The sequence below is a fragment of the Ruegeria sp. CL3 genome (assembly GCF_056536505.1).
The window spans coordinates 47,520-72,884 of sequence record NZ_JBQFPT010000004.1; the positions used below are offsets into that span (position 1 = coordinate 47,520).

25 protein-coding genes are annotated in these 25,365 nt (G+C 59.1%); 10 read left to right on the forward strand and 15 right to left on the reverse strand.

From position 1 onward, the window contains the following. Positions 1 to 38: 38 nt before the first annotated feature. The 4 genes from betC to ACR0NO_RS06725 form a co-directional block, all read right to left on the reverse strand. Positions 39 to 1,547 carry a choline-sulfatase gene (betC, locus tag ACR0NO_RS06710; RefSeq protein WP_480723413.1) on the reverse strand — a complete coding sequence of 503 codons (1,509 nt, stop codon included), beginning with the start codon at positions 1,545 to 1,547 and terminating at the stop codon, positions 39 to 41. After that, positions 1,544 to 2,116: a choline-binding transcriptional repressor BetI gene (gene betI, locus ACR0NO_RS06715; RefSeq protein ID WP_170378015.1), complete on the reverse strand. Its 573-nt coding sequence runs from the start codon at positions 2,114 to 2,116 to the stop codon at positions 1,544 to 1,546. The genes betC and betI overlap by 4 nt, the downstream gene beginning before the upstream one ends. Before the next feature lie 87 nt (positions 2,117 to 2,203). After that, positions 2,204 to 3,073: a DMT family transporter gene (locus ACR0NO_RS06720; protein WP_371812059.1), complete on the reverse strand. Its 870-nt coding sequence runs from the start codon at positions 3,071 to 3,073 to the stop codon at positions 2,204 to 2,206. A gap of 79 nt (positions 3,074 to 3,152) precedes the next feature. Then, on the reverse strand, positions 3,153 to 3,752 hold the full coding sequence (locus tag ACR0NO_RS06725) for a LysE/ArgO family amino acid transporter (RefSeq protein WP_480723414.1): 600 nt from the start codon (positions 3,750 to 3,752) through the stop codon (positions 3,153 to 3,155). Positions 3,753 to 3,838: 86 nt separating this feature from the next. Between ACR0NO_RS06725 and ACR0NO_RS06730 the strand changes: the two genes are divergently transcribed. Both ACR0NO_RS06730 and ACR0NO_RS06735 read left to right on the forward strand, forming a co-directional pair. Further along, positions 3,839 to 4,756, forward strand: a complete 918-nt coding sequence (locus ACR0NO_RS06730; protein WP_480723415.1) for an ArgP/LysG family DNA-binding transcriptional regulator — start codon at positions 3,839 to 3,841, stop codon at positions 4,754 to 4,756. 4 nt (positions 4,757 to 4,760) lie between these two features. Then, positions 4,761 to 5,450 (forward strand): nitroreductase family protein, encoded by a 690-nt coding sequence (locus ACR0NO_RS06735; RefSeq protein WP_170660027.1) that lies wholly within the window; start codon positions 4,761 to 4,763, stop codon positions 5,448 to 5,450. 8 nt (positions 5,451 to 5,458) lie between these two features. On the opposite strand, the gene ACR0NO_RS06740 is transcribed toward ACR0NO_RS06735, so the two are convergent. Both ACR0NO_RS06740 and ACR0NO_RS06745 read right to left on the reverse strand, forming a co-directional pair. Further along, positions 5,459 to 6,748 carry an MFS transporter gene (locus ACR0NO_RS06740; protein WP_480723416.1) on the reverse strand — a complete coding sequence of 430 codons (1,290 nt, stop codon included), beginning with the start codon at positions 6,746 to 6,748 and terminating at the stop codon, positions 5,459 to 5,461. A gap of 155 nt (positions 6,749 to 6,903) precedes the next feature. Beyond that, entirely contained in the window at positions 6,904 to 7,644 is a 741-nt protein-coding gene (locus ACR0NO_RS06745; protein ID WP_170352472.1) for a YebC/PmpR family DNA-binding transcriptional regulator, read from the reverse strand. Positions 7,645 to 7,754: 110 nt separating this feature from the next. On the opposite strand from ACR0NO_RS06745, the gene ACR0NO_RS06750 reads away from it, so the two are divergent. From ACR0NO_RS06750 to ACR0NO_RS06765, 4 genes are all read left to right on the forward strand, one after another. Continuing rightward, entirely contained in the window at positions 7,755 to 9,527 is a 1,773-nt protein-coding gene (locus ACR0NO_RS06750; protein ID WP_480723417.1) for an SLC13 family permease, read from the forward strand. A gap of 16 nt (positions 9,528 to 9,543) precedes the next feature. After that, entirely contained in the window at positions 9,544 to 10,278 is a 735-nt protein-coding gene (locus tag ACR0NO_RS06755) for a glutamine amidotransferase (protein ID WP_480723418.1), read from the forward strand. Positions 10,279 to 10,351: 73 nt separating this feature from the next. Then, positions 10,352 to 11,209 carry a bile acid:sodium symporter family protein gene (locus ACR0NO_RS06760; protein ID WP_480723419.1) on the forward strand — a complete coding sequence of 286 codons (858 nt, stop codon included), beginning with the start codon at positions 10,352 to 10,354 and terminating at the stop codon, positions 11,207 to 11,209. Between the two features lie 11 nt (positions 11,210 to 11,220). Then, positions 11,221 to 12,882: an FAD-binding dehydrogenase gene (locus ACR0NO_RS06765; RefSeq protein ID WP_480723420.1), complete on the forward strand. Its 1,662-nt coding sequence runs from the start codon at positions 11,221 to 11,223 to the stop codon at positions 12,880 to 12,882. A 4-nt stretch (positions 12,883 to 12,886) separates the two neighbouring features. Here the strand turns inward: ACR0NO_RS06765 and ACR0NO_RS06770 are convergent, their stop codons facing one another. The 3 genes from ACR0NO_RS06770 to ACR0NO_RS06780 all read right to left on the reverse strand — a co-directional run bounded on the left by ACR0NO_RS06770 (position 12,887) and on the right by ACR0NO_RS06780 (position 16,388). Further along, a complete protein-coding gene (locus ACR0NO_RS06770; protein ID WP_480723421.1) occupies positions 12,887 to 13,621 on the reverse strand; it encodes a YbaY family lipoprotein in 735 nt (244 codons plus the stop codon). 98 nt (positions 13,622 to 13,719) lie between these two features. Continuing rightward, the gene (locus ACR0NO_RS06775; RefSeq protein ID WP_170462063.1) at positions 13,720 to 15,498 is read right to left on the reverse strand and encodes an SLC13 family permease; all 1,779 of its coding nucleotides are present in this window, start codon (positions 15,496 to 15,498) and stop codon (positions 13,720 to 13,722) included. A 77-nt stretch (positions 15,499 to 15,575) separates the two neighbouring features. Further along, entirely contained in the window at positions 15,576 to 16,388 is an 813-nt protein-coding gene (locus ACR0NO_RS06780) for a TIGR00282 family metallophosphoesterase (RefSeq protein ID WP_480723422.1), read from the reverse strand. An 89-nt stretch (positions 16,389 to 16,477) separates the two neighbouring features. Between ACR0NO_RS06780 and ACR0NO_RS06785 the strand changes: the two genes are divergently transcribed. Next, entirely contained in the window at positions 16,478 to 16,711 is a 234-nt protein-coding gene (locus tag ACR0NO_RS06785; protein WP_170377990.1) for a putative hemolysin, read from the forward strand. Between the two features lie 10 nt (positions 16,712 to 16,721). Here the strand turns inward: ACR0NO_RS06785 and ACR0NO_RS06790 are convergent, their stop codons facing one another. Together ACR0NO_RS06790 and mgtE are read right to left on the reverse strand one after the other, a co-directional pair. Continuing rightward, the gene (locus ACR0NO_RS06790) at positions 16,722 to 17,279 is read right to left on the reverse strand and encodes a 5-formyltetrahydrofolate cyclo-ligase (RefSeq protein WP_170677173.1); all 558 of its coding nucleotides are present in this window, start codon (positions 17,277 to 17,279) and stop codon (positions 16,722 to 16,724) included. After that, positions 17,276 to 18,667, reverse strand: coding sequence for a magnesium transporter (gene mgtE / locus ACR0NO_RS06795; protein WP_170665608.1), 1,392 nt, complete (start codon positions 18,665 to 18,667; stop codon positions 17,276 to 17,278). The genes ACR0NO_RS06790 and mgtE overlap by 4 nt, the downstream gene beginning before the upstream one ends. A 143-nt stretch (positions 18,668 to 18,810) precedes the next feature. Here mgtE and guaD point away from each other — a divergent pair, with 143 nt between their 5' ends. After that, entirely contained in the window at positions 18,811 to 20,100 is a 1,290-nt protein-coding gene (guaD, locus tag ACR0NO_RS06800) for a guanine deaminase (protein WP_480723423.1), read from the forward strand. Between the two features lie 61 nt (positions 20,101 to 20,161). On the opposite strand, the gene ACR0NO_RS06805 is transcribed toward guaD, so the two are convergent. The 3 genes from ACR0NO_RS06805 to ACR0NO_RS06815 all read right to left on the reverse strand — a co-directional run bounded on the left by ACR0NO_RS06805 (position 20,162) and on the right by ACR0NO_RS06815 (position 22,822). After that, on the reverse strand, positions 20,162 to 21,499 hold the full coding sequence (locus ACR0NO_RS06805) for an 8-oxoguanine deaminase (RefSeq protein WP_480723424.1): 1,338 nt from the start codon (positions 21,497 to 21,499) through the stop codon (positions 20,162 to 20,164). Between the two features lie 114 nt (positions 21,500 to 21,613). Further along, positions 21,614 to 22,405 (reverse strand): histidinol-phosphatase, encoded by a 792-nt coding sequence (hisN, locus tag ACR0NO_RS06810; protein WP_480723425.1) that lies wholly within the window; start codon positions 22,403 to 22,405, stop codon positions 21,614 to 21,616. A gap of 45 nt (positions 22,406 to 22,450) precedes the next feature. Continuing rightward, positions 22,451 to 22,822 (reverse strand): helix-turn-helix domain-containing protein, encoded by a 372-nt coding sequence (locus ACR0NO_RS06815; RefSeq protein ID WP_170377978.1) that lies wholly within the window; start codon positions 22,820 to 22,822, stop codon positions 22,451 to 22,453. Between the two features lie 326 nt (positions 22,823 to 23,148). On the opposite strand from ACR0NO_RS06815, the gene ACR0NO_RS06820 reads away from it, so the two are divergent. Beyond that, positions 23,149 to 24,105 (forward strand): NADPH:quinone oxidoreductase family protein, encoded by a 957-nt coding sequence (locus tag ACR0NO_RS06820; protein WP_480723426.1) that lies wholly within the window; start codon positions 23,149 to 23,151, stop codon positions 24,103 to 24,105. Here the strand turns inward: ACR0NO_RS06820 and ACR0NO_RS06825 are convergent. Next, a complete protein-coding gene (locus tag ACR0NO_RS06825) occupies positions 24,102 to 24,983 on the reverse strand; it encodes a LysR family transcriptional regulator (RefSeq protein WP_480723427.1) in 882 nt (293 codons plus the stop codon). The two genes, ACR0NO_RS06820 and ACR0NO_RS06825, sit on opposite strands and share 4 nt — an antisense overlap. 123 nt (positions 24,984 to 25,106) lie before the next feature. Here ACR0NO_RS06825 and ACR0NO_RS06830 point away from each other — a divergent pair, with 123 nt between their 5' ends. Then, positions 25,107 to 25,322 carry a YjiS-like domain-containing protein gene (locus ACR0NO_RS06830; RefSeq protein WP_170477309.1) on the forward strand — a complete coding sequence of 72 codons (216 nt, stop codon included), beginning with the start codon at positions 25,107 to 25,109 and terminating at the stop codon, positions 25,320 to 25,322. Positions 25,323 to 25,365 lie beyond the last annotated feature (43 nt).

Genomic DNA, 25,365 nt, shown 5'->3' on the forward strand with positions numbered 1-25,365 from the left:
CTGCCTCCGGCGGGCGTATTTTCAATAATAAGAAGAGGTCACTCGCCGCGCGGGAACCGCTGGCTCTCCTCGACAATATTCAGGTCCATGTGGTTGCGCATGTAGCGCTCGGATGCCTTTTGCAGCGGCTGGTAGTCCCAGGGGTAGTACCCACCCTGCCGCAACGCCTCATAGACAACCCAGCGGCGCGCCTGACTGGCGCGAACATCCGCATCAAACCGGCCCAGGTTCCAGCGCGCCTCGGACTTCGCACGCAACGTTTGCAAGGTTCCGGCATGCGCGGGGTCATCGGCGAGGTTGTTCTGTTCATGCGGGTCAGCCTCAAGATCAAACAGCTGATCGGGGTCCAGCGCGCAACGATTGTATTTCCACTTGCCGTAGCGCAACGAGACTAGCGGCGCATAGGAGGCCTCGGCCGCGTATTCCATCGCCACAGGGGCTGTCCGCTCCTGCCCTTTGGCCAGAGGCACGAGGTCTTCGCCATCCGTCCATGGGGCAATCTCGGCCATATCAACACCGGCTAGCGCGCCCAGAGTCGGGGTCACGTCGATGGTGGACACAGGCGTTTCAATCAGTCCGGCAGGTAAATCCGGTGCCGAGATCATCAGTGGCACTCGCGACGAGCCCTCGAAGAACGTCATCTTGAACCACAACCCGCGTTCGCCCAGCATGTCGCCATGATCCGAGACAAACATGATGATCGCCTCTTGGCGCGTCGTCTCCAGCACTTCGAGGATCTCACCGATCTTGTCATCCATGTAAGAGATATTGGCGAAATACGCGCGGCGCGACTTGCGGATATCTTCCTCGGTGATGTCGAAGCTGCGCCAGTCGTTGGCGTCGAAAATACGCTTGGAATGCGGGTCCTGATTTTCATAGCCGAGATCAGAGATCTCGGGCAGCAGATGCTCGCAATCCTCATAAAGATCCCAATACTTGCGGCGCGCAACATAGGGGTCATGAGGGTGCGTGAAGCTGACGGTCATAGCCCACGGACGGTCGTCCTTGCCGCGCGCCAGATCATAGAGCTTGGCCTTGGCGTGGTAAGCGACCTCGTCGTCATACTCCATCTGGTTCGAGATTTCGGCCACACCCGCACCAGTGACCGAGCCCATGTTGTGATACCACCAATCGATCCGCTCACCCGGTTTGCGGTAATCCGGGGTCCAGCCGAAATCGGCGGGGTAGATATCGGTGGTCAGGCGGTCTTCGAACCCGTGCAACTGGTCTGGCCCGACAAAATGCATCTTGCCCGACAGGCAAGTGTAGTACCCCGCGCGGCGCAGATGGTGGGCATAGGTCGGGATATCGCTGCGGAACTCGGCTGCGTTGTCGTAGACCCCCGTGCGTGAGGGCAACTGACCCGACATGAAGCTCGCCCGCCCCGGCGCGCAAAGCGGTGAGGCAGTATAGGCATTGGCAAAACGGGTCGAGCGTTCGGCCAGTTTCTTCAGGTTCGGCGCGTGCAACCAGTCGGCCGGACCATCGGGAAACAAGGTGCCGTTCAGCTGATCCACCATCAGGATCAGAATGTTTGGGTTTGTCATTTTTCGCCCTCGAGCAGAGTATTCAGGACGCGCAAGGCGTGATTGGCAGCCAGCTGTGGCTCTTCCGGGGCGCTCAGCGCCGAGTGGATGTACAGCCCGTCGATCAAGGCAATCATGGTCTCGGCCGCGTTGATCGGTTCGGCAATTTGCGGGCGCAGCGCATGGATCAGGTTCGAGCGGATGCGCGCCTGATAGACCTTCCACAGCCGCAGCGCATCGTCATTGGTTTGCGCAAGGACATAGAAGGTCATCCACGCGGCAATCACGTCCGGGGTGAAACACGAATGGGCAAAACAGGCGCGGATGATGGCCTGAGCCCGTTGGTCAGGGGCTGCGGCGGCCAGCTCAGTCCGGGCTTCCTTACCGAAATCCGTCAGGATTTGCCGCATGGCAGCCAGAAAGATCTGATCCTTGCCGCCAAAATAATGGTGCGCCAGCGCGCTGGACATGCCCGCGCGCTTGGCGATCTGGCTGACGGTCACATCCAGAGATTTCTGTACGCCCAATTCGGCAATCGTCGCACGAACGATCGCATCACGGCGTATAGGCTCCATTCCGACTTTTGGCATCGCGTCCCCCTGGGCAACAGGATTTCCCGACGACGCTAGGCGCTTTTTATTGACTCGTCAATCAATCTCGTTTTCAGACGGATGATTTCATGCTTTGGGTGCAAAAGCCGATGGTGTCACATCGCGTTTGTTCAGCATCGCTTCGCGCCAGGAAATGAAGCTGACGGCGGTCAGGATCAGCGTACCGCCAGCCACGACCCAGATGTCAACGCTTTCGTGGAACACCAAGGCACCGACAATCGTCGCCCAGATCAGCTGCAGGAAGGTGACCGGCTGAGTCACCGCAACCGGGGCGGCTTGCAGCGCCAATGTCATAAAGTAGTGTCCTGCCGTTGCAAAGCTTGCGACCAGAAACAGCACCCCGATGTCCCGCAGAGTAGGCGGCGACCAGACCGCGATTGCAAAGGGGATCAAGGCCAACGTCACCCAGATCGACAGATGGGCCACCACGACCGAGGGCGGGATATCCCGCACCAACAGTTTGGCCAGCAGGTAGGACCCACCCAGCGTCAGCGCCGTTCCCAGCATGGCGAGATGCCCGCTGGAGACCTCACGAAAGCCGGGGCGCAGAATGATCAGCACGCCGATCAGGGCGACCAGAATGGCCGCCAACCGGCGAAAGGCCAGCTTCTCACCCAGAAACAGGGCCGCGCCAAGCGTGACATAGACCGGGGTCATGTAGTTCATGGCCGTCACCTCGGCCAAAGGAATGCGTGTCATCGCGTAGAACCACAGCATGACCGCCACCCCGTGGATGACCCCTCTTAGCCCGAATAGTGAGAGATCGCGCTTGCTGAGCCGTGTGGCCAGGATCGACCGCAGAGCAGGCAGCAGAAATACCAACCCAAGGACGTAGCGCAAAAACGCGGCCTGAATCGGGTCCATGGTCGAGCCTAGCGATTTCACCAGCGCCGTCATCACCACAAAGGCCAGACCCGCGGCGAACATCCAGAACATTCCCACTACGGGGCGCGAAGGTGCTGAAGCTGTTGTCATGCTCCCGGTTGAACACCGAATTCACCGGCAGAACAACCCTTCACATGACAAGCAACTTCCACGCAATTCCCAGCATCACAATCCCGATCAAAGCGTCCAACACCTGCCATGCGCGCGGGCGTGCGAAAAACGGCGATAGTATCCTGGCCCCGTAGCCGAGCGTGAAGAAGAAAACAAAGCTTGAGGTCACGGCCCCAATGGCAAAGCTGAACCGGTCGTCATACTGGGCCGAAATCGAGCCGATCAGCACCACGGTATCCAGATAGACATGCGGATTCAGCCAGGTGAAGGCCAGCACGGTCAGCATCGCCGACCGCAGGCTTGTGCGTTGGCTCTCGCCCAGTTCCATCGCCGCCGCCCCCTGCCAGGCTGACCACAGGCTGCGCAATCCGTACCATGTAAGAAACGCAGCGCCGCCATAGCGCATAACCGTCTCAAACCACGGCGCGGCCTGTGCCAGAGTGCCAAACCCGGCAATCCCGGCGGTAATCAGGATCGCGTCCGATACGGCACAGGTCAGGCACAGGATAAACACATGCTCGCGCCGCAGACCCTGCCTGAGGATGAACGCATTCTGCGCACCAATGGCCAGAATAAGACTGAAGCTCAGGACAAAACCAGCAATGAGGGGCGCAGACATGAAACCTCCTGTCGTTTGAAGGTTTGACTAGCGACTTCGCCTCGGTCTATCAAATTAAAGATACTGAACAGGATTAAGTCTGACTAATGCTGATCGATCCGCATCATCTGAACGCGCTGGCCGCGATTCTGCGGCATGGGAGCTTTGACGCCGCCGCCTCTGAGCTGTCCGTCACGCCCTCGGCAATATCCCAACGGATCAAAGCGTTGGAGGATCGCATCGGCACCAGCCTGATCAATCGCGGCTCCCCCTGCACCGCCACGCCTGCCGGGCTGCGGATTGCCAAACATGCCGAGGATATCGGACTGCTGGAGTCCCAACTTGCACGCGAATTGACCTTGGAGAGCGGCCCCGGTCCGGCGCGGGTGCGCATCGCCCTTCCGGCCGATGTTCTGGCTGCGTGGTTCATCGATGTGATGACGCAGGTGCCGGACCTGCTGTTCGATCTCGTGATCGACGATCAGGAGCATTCGGCAGACTGGCTGCGCCGGGGCGAGGTTAGCGCCGCAATCACCGTCGGAGGGCAACCAGTCACTGGATGTGATACGCATCCCATTGGCGCGATGCGGTATCTCGCAACGGCAAGCCCGGAGTTCACCAAACGCTGGTTCAGTGAGGGGTTGACCGCGCGGTCGCTGGCACAAGCGCCCTGCCTTGTATTCAACCGCAAGGACAGCCTTCAGCGGGTCTGGATATCCAATCAAACCAGGCAGCGACTGTCGCCACCTTCGCATTTCATCCCTTCTTCCCATGGGTTTGTCGACGCCGCTATTGCAGGATTGGGTTGGGGCATGAATCCGGAGCCCTTGGTGCGCGAAGCGTTGCGGGACGGAAGGCTTTGCGAAGTCGCGCCCGATGCGCCTTTGGACGTGCCCCTCAATTGGCAGGTTGGTCGCGTGTTGGCCTCGGCCCTGACCCCCTTGACCAAAGCCGTAAAGCAGGCCGCTGCAAAGGCCTTGATCCCGGATGCCGACCACCAGATAAAGGGCAAAAATCCGGAGTAAGACGATGTTCTCACGCGATGCGCTCAGCTATGATCCGATCCCTTTGCCCGACCGAAGCGAGATGAACGATGCCGAGATGCAGCAGGCCGCTCAGGCATTCTACGACAAGATGCGACAGCGCCATACCGTTCGAGATTTCATCGACCGCCCCGTTGATCGCGAAGTAATTGAGACCTGCTTGCGGACCGCAGGCACCGCGCCATCCGGGGCCAACCACCAGCCATGGCATTTTGCCGCCATCGCTGAACCGGCTTTGAAACAGCGCATCCGTGAAGAAGCCGAAGAAGAAGAACGTCGTTTCTATGCTGGCGGCGCAGGGGATGAATGGATCAAAGCGTTAGAGCCCATCGGGACCAACGCGGTCAAAGAACACCTGACCATTGCCCCCTGGCTGATCGTGGTATTCGCCCAGCGCTGGGGTGAGTTCGAGGATGGAACGCGGTACAAAAACTACTACGTCCCGGAAAGCGTCAATATCGCAACGGGCTTTCTGTTGGCTGCCCTGCATCACGCCGGGCTTTCTACACTAACGCACACGCCGAACCCGATGAAATTCCTGAATGACGCGCTGGGGCGCCCCGCATCGGAAAAGCCGACGATGATCATCGCTGTTGGTCACCCATCAGAGGCCGCGACTGTCCCCTCCGTTGCCAAGATGAAGAAACCTCTGGACGAGATTTCGTCGTTCTTCTGATTGGAACTCTAACGACGTTGGCCGCCCTGCAGATCAGGTGTCGCAGGCTTGGGTAAGACGACCAGATAACAGGCAGCGGTTGCGACCAGACTGCACAGCACAATGAACGCAACCGCCAGCGAAACCTCATGCATATGAGCGACCGCTGCCAAAGCGGCTGACATGGCAACAGCGGTCAGGCGTGCGATGCTTTTGATCGCGGCAGAGGCCTGAACCCGCTGCTCTTTCGGGGCGACGTCAAGAAAGTAGAGCTTGCGCGCGCTGCTGATCCCCGTGACGGCAACCGTTGCGATGAACAGGGCAATTGCGTGCAAGTGAACTTCGTGGTCGATGCCCAAATAGTGAAACGCCAAGAGGACGATCCCCGTGATCGCCACCATCAAAGTCCCTGCGACCATGACGGTACGATGGGATTTCATGTTTAACAGCTGCCAAAGCGGGGCCGAGACAAGATAGCCAGACGCAGAAGACACAATCATCGCGGTCAGCCCCTTGGCCGAGCTGTGATGCGCCTCGGCCGCGATCAGGGCAAAGAACGGCACCGACAAGGACACCACGACAAGCGGCATGCGCATGACCAGGTAGCGGCGAAACCAAGCATGTTCGAACATGCTGAAAATGGACTTGATATTGGCTTTCAAAGACAGGCCCAAGTGTTTCGCTTCATTGGCTGCTGAACTGTTGGCTTTGCGGATCTCAAACATCGCGAGGATCGACAGGGCAGACAGTAAAAAGAACGTGGCGGAGACAGCGATGACGGCTGAGTGGCGCGAAAACGGCGGATTGTCCTTGGTCAACTCATGCAACAAAAGCGCCAACCCTATGGCGCCCAGCCCACCGGCCCCCAGTTGCAAATACTGCATCATCATTCGGGATTTCGAATGCACATGATCGCCCAGTAGATCGGTTAACATGAGGTTCTGCACCTCATCGATAAGCCCGATCAGGAAAAAGACTGCAATGAAGGCAATGGCAATCAACGGCACGATGCCTGTGGCGGCCACTCCCATGGCGACCAAAAGGCAGGTTCCGATTGCAATTTCGGTCATCGCGATCCCGCGTTTCTTCTCGGGCCGCGCGGCAATCGAACGCGCCAGAAAGAAATCCGCGATCATGCTGCCGACCATGCGAACTGAGACCAACGCCCCAGCGATGAACATCGGCAACTCGAATGAGACCGCCAGAAACGGTAAAACCACCGACGGACTGCCTAAGGTCCACGCGACCTGAGACAGAATGCTCTGCCCGGCGAGAACCGGGACGTTGCGTTTTGCCAGATCTGACGGGTCACGCGCCATAAATCACTCTGGCATCAAAGCCAGCCCTTTTGTTTTCTCGCCCACATTTCAAAGAGTAATCGCTTGAGCCGGATCAGCCAAGCAACACTTCGGAAGCAAAAAACAAAAGCCCGACCAAACGGGCCGGGCTTTCAGGTACCAGTTTTTGAGTGCGATCAGAGCTGCGCCATGACCTCATCAGTCGCTTCGAAATTGGTTGTCACGCGCTGAACGTCATCGTCATCTTCCAGCGCATCGACCAGCTTCATCAGCTTCTGCATGTCTTCCAGACCCAGCTCAGTGGTCGTGGTGGGTTTCCAGACCAGCTTAGTGGATTCGGATTCGCCTAACGCCTCTTCCAGCGCATTCGATACGTCGTTCAGATCGGTATCGGCGCACCAGATGATGTGACCATCTTCCGAACTTTCGACATCCTCGGCCCCTGCCTCGATCGCGGCTTCAAAGATGGTATCCGCATCACCTGCATCCGCCTGATAGACCACCTCACCCTTGCGGTCGAACATGAACCCGACCGAACCGGTTTCGCCCAGGTTTCCACCGTTCTTGGAAAAGGTCGAGCGCACGGTCGAGGCCGTCCGGTTGCGGTTATCCGTCATGGTTTCGACGATCACGGCCACACCGTTGGGGCCGTAACCCTCGTACCGGATTTCTTCGTATTCGTCACCTTCTCCTGCAACCGATTTCTTGATCGCGCGGTCGATCACGTCCTTGGGGACCGAGTTCGACTTGGCCTCTTTCACCGCCAGACGCAGGCGCGGGTTCTTGTCGGGATCGGGGTCGCCCATCTTGGCGGCCACGGTGATCTCTTTCGACAGTTTGGAAAACAGTTTGGACCGCGCGGCGTCCTGACGTCCCTTGCGGTGCTGGATATTGGCCCATTTGGAGTGGCCTGCCATGGTGCGTCCTCGTCATCATGTTAGCGTATTCGGCGCTCATATAGACGTTTGCGGGGCAAAGGATCAAGAGAGCGGCTTGCGAGACGCCCATCTGAGGGTAAGGTGGCCGCATGACGACCGATCAAATCATTCTGTTTGCGCTTTTCATTACAGTCTTTGGAATGCTCCTTTGGGGCCGTTTCCGGTATGACCTTGTGGCCTTCACTGCCCTGATGATCGGGGTCACGCTGGGTGTTGTGCCAGTCGACAACGCCTTTGCCGGGTTCGGGCATCCCGCAACGATCATCGTTGCCTTGGTGCTGGTAGTTTCGGCTGGGCTGGTCCGATCCGGGGCCGTATTCCTGATCACGCGCACCCTCGTGGATGCCTCGCGCGGTCTTGGCGCCCATATCGCACTGATGGGCGGGATCGGCGCGGTTTTGTCAGCGTTCATGAACAACGTCGCCGCACTGGCCCTTCTGATGCCGGTTGACATACAGACTGCGCGCAAAGCGGGGCGCGCTGTGGGGCTGACGCTCATGCCGCTCAGTTTTGCGACGATCCTGGGTGGCATGGCGACCCTGATCGGGACACCGCCAAACATCATCATCGCCTCGATCCGGGCCGAGACATTGGGCGAGCCGTTCAAGATGTTCGACTTCGCCCCCGTTGGCGGGATTGCAGCCATCGCCGGATTGGCTTTCGTCTCGCTGATCGGCTGGCGGCTGATTCCGAACCGAGGCGCACAGGAAGAAGCCTCCGAGGCGCTGGCCGAATACATCGCCGAACTCACCCTGCCCTCCGAGTCACCCCATATCGGCAAGCGCGTCAGTGAGCTGTACGAGGATGCCGAAAAGTCCGATGTGGCGATTATCGGCCTGATCCGCGACGGCAAACGGCGCTATGGCCGATCTGCCCACGCTACTCTGAAAGAGGGCGACGCGCTGGTACTGGAAGCGCGGCCCGAAGCGCTGGATGAATTCCGCGCGGCGCTCAAGCTGGATTTCTCGGACACCCGCCGGCAAGAGATGCTGACGGCAGAAGGCGACGGGCTTGAGGTGATCGAAGTTGTCGCCACTGAAAGCGCACGCATCACCGGCCGTACCGCGCAAGGGTTGGGTCTGGCGTGGCGGCAAAGCACGGTTCTGATGGGCATCTCGCGCCAGGGACGCCGCATCACCGAACAAGTCCGCAAGACCGAGGTCGAGGCCGGCGACATCCTGCTTCTGCTCTGCCCCCGCGACCGGGGTGCAGACGTGACAGAATGGCTGGGCTGTCTGCCACTGGCGCAGCGGGGCCTGAACGTAACAGCAAACGAAAAAGCCTGGCTCGCCATCGGTCTGTTCGCCGCTGCGGTTCTGGCGGCCAGCATTGGGTTGATCTACCTGCCCATCGCGCTGGGTTTTGTCGTGGTGGCCTACGTCCTGACCAAAATCATGCCGATCAGTGACATCTACAACCATATCGAATGGCCCGTTGTGGTGCTGCTCGGCTCGATGATTCCATTGGGCAGCGCGTTAGAGACTTCAGGCGGTACCGAATTGATCGCCAATGCCCTGATCCAGCTGACTAATGGCCTGCCCGCCTGGGCCATCCTGACCGTACTCATGGTCGTGACGATGACCCTGTCGGACGTGCTGAACAACACGGCCACGGCCATTGTCGCCGCCCCGATCGGCATCCAGATGGCCCGCACGCTCGAAGTCTCTCCCGACCCGTTCCTGATGACGGTGGCGGTTGCGGCCTCGGCCGCGTTCCTCACACCGATCGGACACAAGAACAACACGCTGGTTCTGGGCCCCGGAGGCTATCGGTTCGGTGACTATTGGCGCATGGGTCTGCCGCTTGAAATCCTGATCATCGCTGTTTCGATCCCCGCGATCCTTGTCTTCTGGCCGCTTTGACAGGTAAAGCCCCACTATGAAACGCTTTCTGATCCTACAATTGCGCCCCGAAGCTGATGCATCGGATGCCGAATATGCCTCGATCCTCGACAAAACCGGCCTGACGCCAGAGCAAACCCACCGCATCAGGCTGGATTGCGAAGACCTGCCTGAAGGCTTGAATGTCACCGACTATGCAGGTGTCATCGTTGGCGGAGGCCCGGGCTGCGTCAGCGACGATCCTGCAACGAAATCCGAGTTGGACACAAAGATTGAGAACGCGGTCATGGGGCTGATGCCGCAGATCACTGAGCAGGATCATCCCTTCATGGGTTGCTGCTATGGGTTAGGCGTTCTGGCCGCGCATTTGGGTGGCGACGTCAGCAAGGCCAAGTTCGGTGAACCGGTTGGCCCTTCGGCATGCCGTCTGACAGAGGACGGCGCCGCTGATCCCTTGACTGCGGGCCTTACGCCCAAGTTCGACGCGTTTGTGGGCCACAAAGAGGCCGTCCAGACCCTGCCCGATGGATGCGTGCATCTTGTCGCCTCAGAACCCTGCCCGTTTCAGATGATCCGCTGGGGGGAAAACGTCTATGCCACCCAGTTCCATCCGGAAGCTGGCGCCAAAGACTTTGAGCAGCGCATCAACATCTATAAGCATCACGGCTATTTCCCGCCCGAGGACGCCCAGCGCCTGATCGATATCTGCAACGCCGCCGACGTCACACAGCCGGGCGAAATCCTGCGCCGGTTTGTAGAACGTTATAGATGACCTAACGACGCGGTTGCCTGACGGTTTCCCCCTCGCTTAGTCTGCATTGAAACGACTTTGGGAGGAGTTGTTCTTGGATTTTCTAATCAATGTCGGCCTGCCTGTTTCGCTGGCCATCATCATGCTGTCTTTGGGCATCGGGCTTGAGATCGCCGATTTCCGACGCGTCCTGACCCGCAAATACCCGTTTGCAATCGGTGCGCTGTGTCAGGTCGTGCTGCTGCCAATCACCGCGTTTGCAACCGTCAAACTGCTAGGTCTGCCGCCCGAGATTGCCGTCGGTTTCATGCTGCTCAGCTTTTGTCCGGGTGGTGTGACCAGCAACATCCTGACGAAATTTGCCAGGGGCGATGTGGCGCTTTCGGTCAGCCTGACAGCGGTGATTAGTATCCTGTCGATCCTGACTGTGCCGATCCTAGCCGCATGGACCATCGCGCATTTCATGGGCGAGAACGCGCCCGAGGTGTCGATCACCGGGCTGGCGATCGCCATGTTCCTGATCACGACCCTGCCAGTCGCCATTGGTATAACGGTTCGCAGGTTTGCAACGGGGTTTGCAAACCGTATCGAGGGCGGGTTGTCCAAACTGGCTGGCGCTCTGTTCCTGCTGATCGTCATCGCCGCCGTGGCCGGGAACTGGCAGCTCTTTATTGAGAACCTTGGCATCATGGGCACCGGGTTGGTGTCTTTGAATATCGCCCTGCTTCTGATCGGTCTGGGTGTCTCGCGCGCCGCGAACCTGTCCTGGGCCGAGTGCAAAAGCATCTCGATTGACACCGGCATCCAGAACTCAACCCTTGGGCTGACCTTGGCGGCATTGATCACGGGAACCGAGACCGGGTTCAGCACTCTGGCTTTGCCCTCGGCGGTTTATGGCGTCACTATGTATGTCGTTGTGTTCCCCTTCCTCCTTTGGTTTCGCAAACGCTGAAAGGACCTGACATGGCCAATAACACGGCAGATGCGATCGTTGTCGGAGGCGGGCTGGCCGGGCTGGCGGCTGCGGCTGAGCTGGGCGACCGGGGCAAGACTGTGATCGTTGTGGATCAGGAACCCAAGAGCTTCCTGGGAGGGCAAGCGTTCTGGAGCCTCGGTGGCCTGTTCATGGTCGACACGCCCGAGCAGCGCCGGATGGGCATCAAGGACAGCCACGACCTGGCCCTGCGGGATTGGATGGGCAGCGCGCAATTTGATCGCGACGACGATCAGTGGCCCCGGAAATGGGCCGAGGCCTATGTCGAGTTCGCCGCAGGGGAAATGCGCCCTTGGCTGCACGATATGGGTTTGCGCTGGTTCCCGGTGGTTGGTTGGGCCGAGCGTGGAGGCTCCTATGCGGACGGGCATGGCAATTCGGTGCCGCGGTTTCACATCACCTGGGGCACCGGACCGGGCGTGCTGGAGCATTTCATCCGCCGCGTGAAAGAACATGTCAGTGCGGGGTTGATCCAGCTGAAGTTCCGCCATCAGGTCAGCCACATCATAATGCAAAACGGCTGCGCCAAAGGTGTCTCGGGCGAAGTTCTGGCCGAGGATACAGCCCAGCGCGGCGCCAAAACCAACCGCGAAGAGCTGGGCGAGTTTGAATACTATGCCCCTTCGGTCATCGTCACCTCAGGCGGGATCGGCGGGAATTTTGAGATGGTTCGCAAGAACTGGCCCCGCGACCGTCTGGGCGAACCTCCGCAAGACTTGGTCGCAGGTGTCCCGTTTCACGTCGATGGGCGCATGATCGCGATCAGCGAAAAGGCGGGCGGCCATGTGATCAACGGCGACCGCATGTGGCATTATACGGAAGGCGTCCGAAACTGGGATCCGATCTGGCCCGCACACGGAATTCGTATCCTGCCCGGTCCAAGCTCGATGTGGTTCGATGCCAAGGGCAACCGCTTGCAACCGCCCTGCTTGCCGGGGTTCGACACGCTAGGGACGCTGCGCGAAATTCTGAAAACAGGACACGAGTACAGCTGGTTCGTTCTGACCCAGAAGATCATCAAAAAGGAATTCGCTCTGTCGGGGTCAGAACAGAACCCCGATTTCACCTCGGGCAGTTGGAAAGAGGTGATCCGCCAACGCATCCTGTCAGGCAGCAAAGCCACGGCCCCCGTTGAGGCGTTCAAGGAAAAGGGCGAGGACTTCATCGTCGCCAACACTCTGACCGAGTTGGTCAGCGGCATGAACCAGTTGGGCGGAGGTCTGATTGATGAAGCCCATCTGAGGGCGCAGATCGAAGCGCGGGATTCTCAGGTCGACAATCCGTTCTCAAAAGACGCTCAGATGATGGCGATTCTGGCGGCGCGCAACTATCGCGGTGACAAGCTGATACGGACGGCCAAGCCGCACAAGTTCCTCGATCCCTCAAACGGCCCGTTGATTGCGGTCAAGCTGCACGTGCTCACCCGCAAGACGCTTGGCGGGCTGCAGACCAATCTGGACAGTCAGATGATCGGAGCGAACGGGCAAGTGGTGCCCGGCCTGTTTGCTGCCGGCGAAGTCGCCGGTTTCGGCGGCGGAGGCTATCATGGCTACAACGCGCTTGAAGGCACCTTCCTTGGCGGCTGCATCTTCTCAGGCCGCAACGCAGGGCGATCCCGCGCTGTGGCCTGACGCGTCACTGCTTGCGAACCAGTTTGATGACGGGTTCGCCCGCCTCATCCAAAAGGGCCAACGCGTCGCCCTGTATGGCGAAGGTGGTGACGCTCTGCATTGTTTTAAGGAAGGCGCGTTCGATCTCATCCAAAGGTGGCGGGCAAGCCATAAGGGTGGCCGCCATATTGTTAGGAAACTCGATGCGGTTGCCTGAGATCTCGGCCTGACCAGTGAACCGATTGCACCCGCCGGTGCCCGAGAACGCGCCGCCTTGGCCAAAGATCAGCTCCGGTCGTCTTTCCGTTTCGATGGGCTCACCGTTTAGCGATGCGGCGATCCAGTCCGAATTCTCCAGCATTGTCGCCCCCTGCGCCTGAACTTGCACGAGCATCAGATCGACGGAATTGCCCGCCTCATCAGAAATTACCGGATAGACCGTGTCAGTGGTGAACAGCAGCTTTTGCCCTTGAGTAATCGTCGCCCTCACAGAATAGCGGTGCCCATCCTTGATCAGGGCGTCGTCATAGCTCAGCTGAAACGAGGCCGGAACGGCAGACAGAGCGTAGCGTTGCGCCGCAAGCGTTACGGCTGGCGCATCAGCAAGCGAAACATCCTGCAGCTCAACAAACAGGGTTGCATCGGGCGGAACGGCGATCCTTTCGCGATAGCTGGCCGAGCCTTCGACTGTTCCGGCAAAGCCAGTACTCGCCATCATCGCACAGGCGATCGCGGCAATTGCGGTTCCTTTTGCAGGCATGGTCCAATCCTCTTGTCGCAATATACATTCATAAAGCTTTGTGTATCGGCCAGGATTTGCAAGAGGCACCGCAAAAAGACGGCGGGTCAGTGCCGATCCTACAGCGGCCAGAACAGCGGAATGAGAAGCGATGCCAAAAGCCCAACGGTCAGGTTCAGCGGAATGCCCACCTTCATGAAATCCGTGAACCGATAGCCCCCGGGCCCATATACCATCATGTTTGTCTGATACCCGATCGGCGTCGCAAAAGAGGCCGAGGCCGCAACCATGACAGCAACCACAAGGGGACGCGGGTCCATCCCGACAGCCTGCGCCAAACCGATCGCAATAGGCGTGACAACCACGGCGACCGCGTTGTTTGAGACCAGCTCGGTCAGAACCGAGGTCAGCAGGTACACCGCCCAGATGATCAGGAACGGAGGCAAAACACTGAGCGACGGGGCGACCGCTTCGACAATCAGGGACACCGCACCTGACGCGTCCAAGGCGGCCCCGATGGCCAGCATGGCAAAGATCAGCGCCAGCAGGCGACCCTCGACAAAGGAGAACGCCTCATCCGCGTCGATGCAGCGCGTCAGAAGAACGGCAGCGACGGCTAGGATCGATAGCAGCAGGATCGGCGCAACGCCCAGCGCCGCCAGAACGACGATTCCGACCAGTGATCCAATCGCAATGGGCGCATGGCTTCGGCGGAAGGCCCGCGCCGAGGGTTGAGTGACATCGACCATGTCCATGTCGGCGGCCAGCTTCTGGATGTCAGCCGGAGACCCTTCGAGCAGCAGAGTATCCCCCACCCGCACGACAAGCTCATCCAACTGCAAACCGATATTCTGGTTCCGCCGATGCACAGCCAGAACATATACACCATAGCGACGGCGCAGACGCATTGTTCCCAGCGCACGCCCCACCATACGACAGCCCGGAGTGATCAAAACTTCGACCGTTTTGGTCTCAACAGCCGAAAGCTGATCAACCCGCTTGAGCTCCTTGTTGCTCTGCAGGCTCAGCAGCTCGGTCATTTCGGTGCGCAGAACCACCCGGTCGCCGACATTTAGCGTTACACCCTTGAGATTACGTCGCAAGGAATCGTCTCCGCGCAGAACGTCGATCAGACGCACACCGGGACGCTTGAACAGCTGCACGCCGGTGACCTCACGCCCAATCAGGTTACTTTCCGGGGGAATGACGGCCTCGGTAAAGAACTTCATCTTGGACCGGTCGCTCAGCATCGAGGCCATGCTGTCCCGCTCCGGCAAAAGGCGCGGCGCGATGAAGCGCAGGTAGACCATGCCATAGATCACCAGCACGATACCCAGCGGCGTGACTTCGAAAATCGTGAACGCTTGCATGCCCTGTGCCCGGGCCACACCGTCCACCAGCAGGTTGGTCGAGGTCCCGATCAGGGTCAGAGTACCGCCCAGAATGGCCGCATAGCTGAGCGGGATCAGCAGCTTAGAGGCAGGCACGTTCAGCGTGCGGGCGATCTGAACAAAAACCGGGATCATCACGACGACCACCGGCGTGTTCGACACCACCGCGGACGCCACCACCACAAACCCCATCAGCAAGGCAATCGCTATGCGCGGGTTTACTTGCGCCTGCTTTTGGGCCGTTGAGGTGAACGCATCCAGCGCTCCGGTCCGCACCAATGCTCCCATGATGATGAACATCGCGGCAATCGTCCAAGGCGCGGGGTTCGACAGCACGGCCAGCGCGCTTTGATAGGGCAGAATGCCCGTCACTAGCATCAATGCGACGCCACCAATGGCCACGACCTCGGTCGGGTAGACCTCGCGCAGGAACATCACGAACATACCTGCGACCACCAAAAGCGCCAGTATCGCGCTGCCCGTGTCTGTCAGTGAGAGGAATTGCATTCGTGGTTTTCAGTCCGAACCCTAGGCCCAAGCGCCTGACTTCCAGTTTCCCGCATTGCGAGGATCAGGGCAAGCATTTACGGCCCGGCCTGCTCTAGTCGCCCGCCCACGCGGACCATGCGAACTGATTTTGCGCTGCCATCCTGATCATTGGTCTCGACGAACACTCCGCTCAGGGTAGCCTCGCCATTGGCCGGCGAAAAACGCGCCTTGGGCATACCGGTGATGAACCTACGCATCGGCTCGACCTTGTCCATACCAATGACCGAGTCATAGTCACCGCACATCCCCGCATCTGTCAGATAAGCCGTGCCGCCGGGCAGAATCTGTGAGTCCGCTGTAGGAACGTGCGTATGCGTTCCCACCACAAGGCTGGCGCGCTTGTCGCAATAGTGCCCCATCGCCATTTTCTCAGAGGTCGCTTCGCAATGCATATCAACGATGATGGCATTCGCCTGCCCACCGCGCGGGTGGGACTTCAGGATCGGCTCGACCGCCGAGAACGGATCATCAAAGGGCCGCTTCATGAAAACCTGGCCCAGAACTTGAACCACCAGAACCTTGCGCCCTCCGGGTGCTTTGAAAAGGCGATGACCCCGCCCCGGCGCGCCTTTGGCAAAGTTCACCGGGCGTACGATGCGCGACTCTTTTTCGATGTGTTGCAGCATGTCTTTCTGGTCGAAAGCATGATCGCCCAGCGTCACGCAATCCGCGCCCGCATCGAATAGCAGTTTGGCATGATCCCCAGACAACCCCATCCCGTTCGAGGCGTTCTCGCCATTGACCACAACAAAATCCAACCGCCATTCGTCGCGCAGACGCGGCAGATGCTGTTGGATGGCCGTGCGTCCCGCGCGGCCCATGACGTCACCCAGAAAAAGTATCCTCATCCCATCGGTCGTAAGTCTGGTCAACGCGAAGCACAAGTGGTTATGCTGCCGTAATAAACCGTCAAAGCCCTTTAGATCGGAGAAACTTGATGTCGCGTATCCTATTGTCTGCCCTTGGCCTCACTGCGCTAGCCGCTTGTGACCAGGCGGGAACGAGCGATTCCAACACGCAGATTGCCAACCCTGCGGCCACGTTCTGCGTGGAAAGCGGTGGCAAATATGAAATCCGCGACGGTGCCGACGGGCAAACCGGCGTTTGCATATTGGCCAGCGGCCGCGAGGTAGACGCTTGGGAATACTTCCGCGAAAACCACTCGATCTAACGAGGCAGCCTTAGAACGTCAGAATCCGGCTTTCCGTGATTACCATATCCAGCGACTGATCGGTGGGCTCCAACGGCAGTCCTTCGGCCTCTTGCGCATCGAAGGCAAAGCCGATCGCCAGGGTTGGGCGTTTGGCGCGCAGCCCTTCCAACGTGCGGTCGTAGAACCCGCCGCCATAGCCCAGACGGCCACCCTTGGCGTCAAAAGCCACCAGAGGAACAATCAGGATTTCGGGGTCGAAGTAATCGTCGACCTCGGGTACTTTTGCCCCGAAAGGCCCATCCTTCAAAGCGCCCTCAGGCGTCCAACGCGAGAATTTCAGCGGCTGCCCCGCGGCCTGAATCACCGGCACACCAACGGGACCGTAGGCTGTGGCCTCAGCCATTGCAGGCAGCGGGTCGATCTCTGTCCGGATTGGCATGTAGCCCGACATGGGCACGCCTCGGTGGCCTGCCAGTATCTCGGACAAACGGCCCGCAGCGCCCGGCAAAGAGGCATCAAACGCCGCTTTGCGACGGGCAAACGCGGCCTTGCGCGCCATCGCTTTGATTTCAGTCAGATCGGTCACAGAAGCACCACGCTGGCAAGTCCCAAGAAGATGAAGAAGCCCATGACATCCGTTGTGGTTGTCACAAACGTCCCAGATGCCAGCGCCGGGTCAATGCCCATTCGGTCCAGCAAGACCGGTACTACCGTACCTGCAAAGCCCGCGATGATCATGTTCACGACCAAAGCTGACCCAATCACGACCCCAAGCAGAGGCGAATCGAACCAAAGCATCCCCACAGTGCCCAGAACGATCGCAAAGCACAGGCCGTTCAGCATGCCGACCAACAGCTCGCGTCGGATCACACGCATGACGTTCGAGGCGGTCAGGTCGCGCGTGGCGAGTGCCCGCACGGCAACCGTCAACGATTGTGTCCCTGCATTGCCACCCATCGAGGCGACAATCGGCATCAGGATCGCAAGCGCCACCAGCTGATCAATCGCGGCCTCGAATTGCGAAATCACCAGAGAGGCACAGATCGCCGTACATAGGTTCACCGCAAGCCACGGCAAACGCCGACGGCTGGTCGCGGCGACACTGTCCGAGATCGAGCTTTCGTCGCTCACCCCCGCCAGACGCAGAATGTCTTCCTCATGTTCTTCATCAAGGACCACCATGGCGTCGTCGATGGTGATGACACCGACCAAGCGGCCATCGGCATCGACCACTGGGGCCGAGATCAGGTGGTATTGGTTGAAGGCATAGGCCACATCCTCTTCGTCCTGATCGACGGGGATGATGTGGAATTCCTCTTCTGCCAGGTCCCGCAGCGGCACTTCGCGTCGCGCGGCCATCAGTTTGCCCAAGGTGATCTGCGCGACAGGTTTCAGACGCGGATCAACCAGCACGACATGATAGAACTGTTCCGGCAGGTCATCATTGGCGCGCATGAAATCAATGGCCTGCCCCACCGTCCAATGCTCGGGCGCCATGACGACCTCGCGCTGCATCAAACGACCAGCCGAGTTTTCGGGGTAGGACAGCGCCTGCTCTGCCGCGACTCGCTCGGAGTCCTCAAGCGCGTCCAGAATCGTCTCCTGTTGTGGCTCTTCAAGATCCTCCAGCAGGTCAACGACATCGTCGCTGTCCATGTCCCGTACGGCTTCGGCCAGAACGTCGGGTTTCAGGACACCAATGACCTCTTCCCGGACGGCCTCATCCAGTTCCGACAGGATGTCGCCATCGAACTCTTTGTCATAGAGACGGATCAGGCGGGCACGGTCATAGGGATTGATCTGCTCAAGAAGGTCGGCGATGTCGGCGGCGTGCAGCGGCTCCATCAACTCGACCAGCTTGTCGCGATCATCCACGTCCACGGCAAACAGGATCGCCGCAACGGTACGGCGGTCCAGTGCGTAGACGTCTTCGTCAGCGGAGTCGGTTACGGGATCATCAATGCCTGTGGTCATGTGCTGCTCCCGTTCTTAGTCATGCCATTGGCCCCTAATTAGAAGAAGCAGCTACCGGAAAACAATGACAATGCGCCGATTTACCCTCATCTTTCGCACGCATATGCTGATGAACGGGCTAAAACAGCTAAGGAACAAGGCGAATGGCGCAAAAGACGCTTTTGAAAGGGCGCGTTCTGAGTTTTGACGGCTCCCCTTTTGAGGGAGAGCCAACGGATTGCACCAAACTCGACGAAGCGGTCGTGATTGAGGATGGGCGTGTTCAGGCCGTTGGCGCGCTGGATCGCTTGCGTGCCGTGCATCCGGATGCTGAGGTTAGGGACTACGGTAAGCACCTGATCATGGCCGGGTTCGTTGACCCGCATGTGCATTTCCCTCAGACCGCCATGATCGCGAGCTGGGGCAAGCGGCTGATCGACTGGCTGAACACCTATACCTTCCCGGAAGAGATGAAGTTCGGCGATATCGACTACGCCACCGAGCTCGCCAACCGGTACCTCGACCTGACAACCGCGCATGGAACGACTACCATGTGCAGTTTCTGCACAATCCATCCCGAAAGCGTCGATGCCTTTTTCTCGGCCGCCCAACAGCGCGGTCAGCGGGTTGCTGCGGGCAAAACTTGCATGGACCGTAACGCGCCAGAGGGCCTACGGGATACAGCGCAAACGGCCTATGATCAGTCCCTGGTCCTGCTGGAGAAATGGCACCGCGTGGATCGTCTGTCATATGCGATCACCCCACGGTTCTCGCCCACCTCGACACCCGAACAGCTTGAGGCTTTGGGCGCACTTTGGGCGGAGCATCCGCATTGTCTGATGCAAACCCATCTGAGCGAGCAAACTGATGAGATTGAGTGGGTCCGGTCCCTGTTCCCGGATGCGCGCGACTATCTGGACACCTATGAGAAGTTCGGCCTGCTGGGACAGAATGGTCTCTATGGTCACGTCATCCATCTGGAAGATCGTGAGCGGGATCGGCTGCGCGAGGTGGACGCCGGCTTGGTGCATTGCCCGACCTCGAACACCTTCATCGGGTCGGGCCTGTTCGACATGAATGGGTTGATCCGAGATGGCCACCGCGTTGGCCTGGCCACTGATACCGGTGGCGGGTCCAGCTTTTCGATGCTGCGCACCATGGCCGCTGCTTATGAGATCGGCCAGCTGCGCGGTCGCCCTTTGCACCCTGCGCAATTGCTTTGGCTGGGTACAGTCGGGTCGGCGCGAACGTTGCGGATGGACGACTGCATCGGGAATGTTGCCACGGGGATGGAGGCCGATTTGGTGGTGATCAACCTCGCCTCGACCCCAGCTATCGCCCAGCGCGAGGCCCACGCGGATGATCTGTGGGAGGCCGTGTTCCCCACTATCATGATGGGTGACGACCGCGCCATTGCCGATGTCTGGATCGGAGGGGCGCAGGTCACCCGTTGAATGCGCCTTCGGCACATGCCTCCGGCGTGGATATTTTTAGCCAGATGAAGGGCGGATTCCGCTATTGGGCAAGTGCGCGGGCCAGACGTTTTTGGGTTTCGATGGTGCGCGGCAGGTCAATCGTCGTGATCTGACCGTCGCGCACGATCTGGCGGCCTTCAACGAACAGATGTTTGACCTGCATTGGACCCGCCAGAAGCAAGGCTGCCGGGTCCCAACTGCCCGCGCTTTCGAGGCTTGTGCGGGTATCCCAGACGGCAATATCGGCCCGTTTACCCGGCATCAGTCGGCCGCAATCGGGCCGTCCAAGCACGTCGGCGCCACCCCGTGTCGCGATCTCAAGCGCTTCGCGGGCGGACATGGCGTCTGCGCCATTCACCACGCGTTGCAGCAACATAGCTTGCCGCGCCTCGAGCATCAGGTTGCCGTTGTCATTGCTGGCCGACCCGTCCGCGCCCAGCCCCACCTTCGCGCCTTTATCCCTCATGGTTCTTACTGGCGCTATGCCAGACCCGAGGCGACAGTTCGAGCAGGGGCAATGGGCCACTCCGGTTCCCGTCCTTGCGAACAGATCGATCTCGACCCCATCCAGTTTCACGCAATGGGCATGCCAGACATCTGCTCCGGTCCAGCCCAGCTCCTCGGCATATTGACCGGGACGACAGCCGAATTGAGCTTCGGAATAGGCGATATCTTCGTCATTCTCGGCCAGATGCGTATGCAGCATCACCCCCTTGTCGCGCGCCAGTAGTGCTGCGTCTCGCATCAGGTCGCGGCTGACGGAAAAGGGCGAACACGGTGCAAGGCCCACCCGGCACATCGACCCCTCGGAAGGATCGTGAAACGCATCCACCACGCGGATCATATCGTTGAGAATGTCTTTCTCACGCTCGACAAGACTATCGGGCGGCAGGCCTCCGTCACTTTCACCGATACTCATCGCCCCGCGCGTGGGATGAAAGCGAATCCCCAATTCCGAGGCGGCGGCAATCGTGTCCTCAAGCCGCGCTCCGTTCGGGTAGAGGTACAGGTGATCGGAACTGAGCGTGCAGCCCGACAAGGCAAGTTCGGTCAGCCCAATCTGTGCCGAAGTGAACATCTCATCCGATCCGAAACGCGCCCAGATCGGGTAGAGCGTCTGCAGCCAACCAAACAGCAAAGCGTCCTGCCCGCCCGGAACCGCCCGTGTCAGAGTTTGGTAAAGGTGGTGATGCGTATTCACCAACCCGGGTGTGATGACGCAGCCCGAGGCATCGTGAATCTCTCCGGTCGTGGTCAGGTCTTGGCCGATTTCGGCGATCTGGCCGCCTCGGATCAGGATATCCGCGCCGTGCAGTTCCTGGCGATCATCATCCATTGTTAGGATGGTATCGGCGTTTTTGATCAGTATTTCGGGCATTTCACGCTCCTGCTTTTGCCCGTCTCAAGCAAGGAGTGCATCAGCCAGCGGAAAACGGGCGCAAGAACCGGCTTGGGCCAGCTTACCTACGCGCGGCCAAGACGGCAACGACATTCAATAGTTACGCAGGATTTCCAACGCCGCGGCGTGAATTTCAGCGTTGGCGGCGGCCAACGCCCTTCCGCCATTGTGGGCCGGGCCACCTTGCCAATCGGTGACGATACCGCCTGCGGCTTCGATCACCGCAATCGGTGCTTGAATATCATAGGCGTTCAACCCGGCCTCGATCACCAGATCTGCCTGACCGGCGGCAAGCAGGGCGTAGGCGTAGCAGTCCATGCCATAGCGGGTCAGTTGAACCAACTCAGCGACGGCGTGAAAACCTGCACGATCCTCTGACGTGCCAACCTCAGGGAAGGTCGTGAACAGGGTTGCCTGCTCTAACACCTTTGTCCCACGCGTTTTCAACGCAGTTGTGCCCAAAGGCCCAGTCAGTTGAGCTATGTCTGATCCGCCCACAAAACGCTCACCGATATAGGGCTGATCCACCACGCCCATGATCGGACCATCTTGAGTGGACAGAGCGATCAGCACGCCCCAGGTCGGTGTACCGCTGACGAACCCTCGGGTGCCGTCGATCGGATCAAGTACCCAGATCCGGCCCGAAGTCCCCTCAACCTGCCCGAATTCTTCACCAAGAATGCCATCTTCTGGCCGACGCTGTGCCAGAACCGCCCGCATGGCTTGTTCCGCCGCGCGGTCAGCCACAGTGACGGGGTCATACCCGCCAGCCAGCTTGTTGTCAGTTTCGAGATTAGTCTGTCTGAAATACGGAAGGATGGCTGCGCGCGCGGCGTCAGCCATTTCTTCGGCAACTTCAAGGTCGGTTAGGTCGGTCTGGCTCATGCAGCACAGGTGCTGCGAACACAGGCCGGTGTCAAGCCGTGGTGATCAGGCAACGTCGCTAAGAACGCGTGCCAGTTCGAACAAGCGGCGACGCTGGTTTTCCGGAATCGCGTAGTAAGAGCGCACCAGATCCAGAGCTTCCTTGTCACCCATCAGGTCAGCAGGAAGCGCGCTCTTGTCGGATTTCTCTTTTTGGCCTTCTTCAAGACCTTCAAAGAAAAAGCTGACCGGTACGTCCAGCGCATCGGCAATGTCCCACAGACGGGAGGCACTGATTCGGTTCGCCCCGGTTTCGTATTTCTGAATTTGCTGAAACTTGATACCAACTTGCTGCGCCAACTGCTGTTGGGTCATGCCAATCAGCCAGCGGCGATGTCGGACACGCTTGCCCACATGGACATCGACGTGATGAGTCATTGGTATTCTCCTCTACTACACACACATCTGTTGCGGGACTTCGCGCCGTTCACATAAACAGAAGTTAGAGAAGTCCCCATAAGCATCCCCCAACCAGACATGTGCGATCCCCCGATACAGCACTGCCGTCCAATATTGCCGCTTTTGACTTTTTTTTCAAGTTGGTTGAATTGGAATCTCTGTACATTGGTTTATGGTTGTGCATCTCTGGGTTTTTGGCGGCGCGGCCTGACCAAACTGTCTTCGTTAGCGCGCTCAATCAGCTGAACGCATTGACAATTTCGCTCATACTGCGACCTATTCCCTGAAAACCGAGATGAGCCATCATGTTAGCATATCGCATTGAATCCAAAGGCGCCGACGCGCGAATTGTCGAAGTACCCACGCCGACACCTGCCGAGGGACAGGTCAGAATCGCCATCAAATCGTGCGGCCTGAACTTCGCCGATTTGCTGATGCAGAAGGGCACATATCAGGATACGCCAAACCCTCCGTTCACTTTAGGCATGGAAGTCGCCGGCGTCGTCGAAGAATTGGGGCCAGCAGTCTCTGACTTGAACGTTGGTGACTGTGTCGCCGTGTACTCGGGCCAGGACGGGTTGGCCGAGTACGGTGTGTTTGACGCGGATCGGGCCATCCGCATCCCAGAAGAAACTACTTTTGAAGAGGCTGCCGCCATTCAGATCGCCTACGGGACCAGCCATCTGGCACTGGACCATCGCGCCCGGTTGCAGCCAGGTGAAACCCTGCTCGTGACCGGAGCCGCCGGTGGCGTCGGACTGACCGCGGTGGAAATCGGCAAACTGATGGGCGCGACCGTGATCGCCCAAGCGCGCGGTGCGAATAAGCTGGCGGTTGCACAGGCCGCCGGGGCGGATCACCTGATCGACGACTCGGAAGACCTGCGCGCCCGTGTCAAAGAGTTGGGAGGCGCTGATGTGGTCTATGATGCGATTGGGGGCGACGTATTCAAAGCCGCCTTCCGCGCCACCAACCCTGAAGGTCGTCTGCTGCCCATCGGCTTTGCCGGTGGCGAAGTCCCTCAAATCCCGTCCAACCACCTTCTAGTAAAGAACCTGACGGTGATCGGCTTCTATATCGGCGGCTATCTGAGGTTCCGCCCAGACATCGTTCGGAACAGTTTTCAGACGTTGTTCCAATGGCATGCCGAAGGGAAGATCACCCCTCATATCAGCCGTACCCTGCCGTTGAGCGAGGTCGAACACGGCCTGCGCCTTTTGAAAGAGCGCAAATCCACCGGCAAGATCGTGATTACGCCCTAGCCCACCACGGCCCGCAAAGGCGTGCTGCCCAGCATGCGGAAATTTTGGCGCACCAGTTGCGCCAACGCTTCAATGACTGCATCGCGCCCCGGCTCTCCTCCGTAGAGGTTGATCATATGTGCAGGCAGCTCGGGCAAAACACCACCCGAGTCGATCTGTTCGAGATGCGCAGCCTCGGTGCCGTCCAGCATCGCATGAATCGCCAGATCAGCGCTGACGGTCGCTTCGATGGTGCGGTCATTCTCGGTTTCGACGGAAAGCTCCCACGGGATACCTGCGGCATCCAGCGCTGCGATAACCTGCGGGCGGAACATACAGCGCCGCCCCAGCGCAATCGGCAACGGACTCTTGCGCCAGGCCGAGCCACCGGGCGCCCCGATCCAGCGCAGTGGCAGCTCGGCTATGGTTTCAGAACCATCGGATGAGGAAGGCTCGGTCGTCAGGATCAGGTCACATTCCCCGCGCTTGAACATATCCTTAAGCTGCAGCGAATAGGACGAGATCAACTGCACCCGCACACGCGGGAAATCGGCGTTGAACCGCTGAAGAACACGCGGGATCGCCGGGTAGACAATGTCATGAGGGACACCCAGAACCACCTCGCCCTCAAAGGCCTGATCCGTGAGTTTCGAGATCACCTCATCATTCAAAGCAATCATCCGACGGGCATAGGCAAGCAACTGCTCGCCCGAGGCGGTCAGCGCGATGGTCCGACCACTTCTGTCCAGAAGCTCTAGGTCCAAAAGCTCTTCCAGGCGTTTCAGCTGCATGGAGACGGCTGATTGCGTCAGATGCAGAAACCCTGCCGCCCGCGTGACGCCTCCCTGATCGGCCACAGCCACAAAGGATCGCAATGTGGTGATGTCCAGATTTCTCATGTTCACGAATCCTTATGCATCCAATCAAAAATATTCGTTTTTAAAATGTGCCCTAACTCACCATATAAATCAAGAAAGTTGATGAGACCAATTCAAACCATCTGAAAAACGAAAGGATAGACCATGAACTCGATCGCCCTGAACCGACCCTGCCCTCAACACAAACAATCCCTGTTTGCGCGTATACGGTCCGTCCTGTCCGTACGACGTCAACGTCAACAACTGGCTCGGCTGGATGCCAGTGCCCTGAACGACATCGGCATCACCCGTGCCCAGGCCGACGCTGAGGCCCGCCGCCCGATCTGGGATGCCCCGCAGTTCTGGAAAAGCTGCCTTTAATACTCATGTTTTTTCAGCGATAGGCGATCTGCGGCAGCAGGTC

Bases quoted from the DNA above. Each gene is read 5' to 3' on its own strand.
- guaD (WP_480723423.1), top strand. From the start codon at position 18,811: ATGGCGCAAAAGACGCTTTTGAAAGGGCGCGTTCTGAGTTTTGACGGC.
- ACR0NO_RS06730 (WP_480723415.1), top strand. From the start codon at position 3,839: ATGCTGATCGATCCGCATCATCTGAACGCGCTGGCCGCGATTCTGCGG.
- ACR0NO_RS06765 (WP_480723420.1), top strand. From the start codon at position 11,221: ATGGCCAATAACACGGCAGATGCGATCGTTGTCGGAGGCGGGCTGGCC.
- ACR0NO_RS06735 (WP_170660027.1), top strand. From the start codon at position 4,761: ATGTTCTCACGCGATGCGCTCAGCTATGATCCGATCCCTTTGCCCGAC.
- ACR0NO_RS06825 (WP_480723427.1), bottom strand. From the start codon at position 24,983: ATGAGAAATCTGGACATCACCACATTGCGATCCTTTGTGGCTGTGGCC.
- ACR0NO_RS06775 (WP_170462063.1), bottom strand. From the start codon at position 15,498: ATGCAATTCCTCTCACTGACAGACACGGGCAGCGCGATACTGGCGCTT.
- ACR0NO_RS06725 (WP_480723414.1), bottom strand. From the start codon at position 3,752: ATGTCTGCGCCCCTCATTGCTGGTTTTGTCCTGAGCTTCAGTCTTATT.
- ACR0NO_RS06785 (WP_170377990.1), top strand. From the start codon at position 16,478: ATGTCGCGTATCCTATTGTCTGCCCTTGGCCTCACTGCGCTAGCCGCT.
- ACR0NO_RS06770 (WP_480723421.1), bottom strand. From the start codon at position 13,621: ATGCCTGCAAAAGGAACCGCAATTGCCGCGATCGCCTGTGCGATGATG.
- ACR0NO_RS06720 (WP_371812059.1), bottom strand. From the start codon at position 3,073: ATGTTCTGGATGTTCGCCGCGGGTCTGGCCTTTGTGGTGATGACGGCG.
- ACR0NO_RS06815 (WP_170377978.1), bottom strand. From the start codon at position 22,822: ATGACTCATCACGTCGATGTCCATGTGGGCAAGCGTGTCCGACATCGC.
- ACR0NO_RS06820 (WP_480723426.1), top strand. From the start codon at position 23,149: ATGTTAGCATATCGCATTGAATCCAAAGGCGCCGACGCGCGAATTGTC.
- ACR0NO_RS06740 (WP_480723416.1), bottom strand. From the start codon at position 6,748: ATGGCGCGTGACCCGTCAGATCTGGCAAAACGCAACGTCCCGGTTCTC.
- ACR0NO_RS06780 (WP_480723422.1), bottom strand. From the start codon at position 16,388: ATGAGGATACTTTTTCTGGGTGACGTCATGGGCCGCGCGGGACGCACG.
- ACR0NO_RS06805 (WP_480723424.1), bottom strand. From the start codon at position 21,499: ATGCCCGAAATACTGATCAAAAACGCCGATACCATCCTAACAATGGAT.
- ACR0NO_RS06745 (WP_170352472.1), bottom strand. From the start codon at position 7,644: ATGGCAGGCCACTCCAAATGGGCCAATATCCAGCACCGCAAGGGACGT.
- ACR0NO_RS06755 (WP_480723418.1), top strand. From the start codon at position 9,544: ATGAAACGCTTTCTGATCCTACAATTGCGCCCCGAAGCTGATGCATCG.
- betI (WP_170378015.1), bottom strand. From the start codon at position 2,116: ATGCCAAAAGTCGGAATGGAGCCTATACGCCGTGATGCGATCGTTCGT.
- ACR0NO_RS06750 (WP_480723417.1), top strand. From the start codon at position 7,755: ATGACGACCGATCAAATCATTCTGTTTGCGCTTTTCATTACAGTCTTT.
- hisN (WP_480723425.1), bottom strand. From the start codon at position 22,405: ATGAGCCAGACCGACCTAACCGACCTTGAAGTTGCCGAAGAAATGGCT.
- mgtE (WP_170665608.1), bottom strand. From the start codon at position 18,667: ATGACCACAGGCATTGATGATCCCGTAACCGACTCCGCTGACGAAGAC.
- betC (WP_480723413.1), bottom strand. From the start codon at position 1,547: ATGACAAACCCAAACATTCTGATCCTGATGGTGGATCAGCTGAACGGC.
- ACR0NO_RS06830 (WP_170477309.1), top strand. From the start codon at position 25,107: ATGAACTCGATCGCCCTGAACCGACCCTGCCCTCAACACAAACAATCC.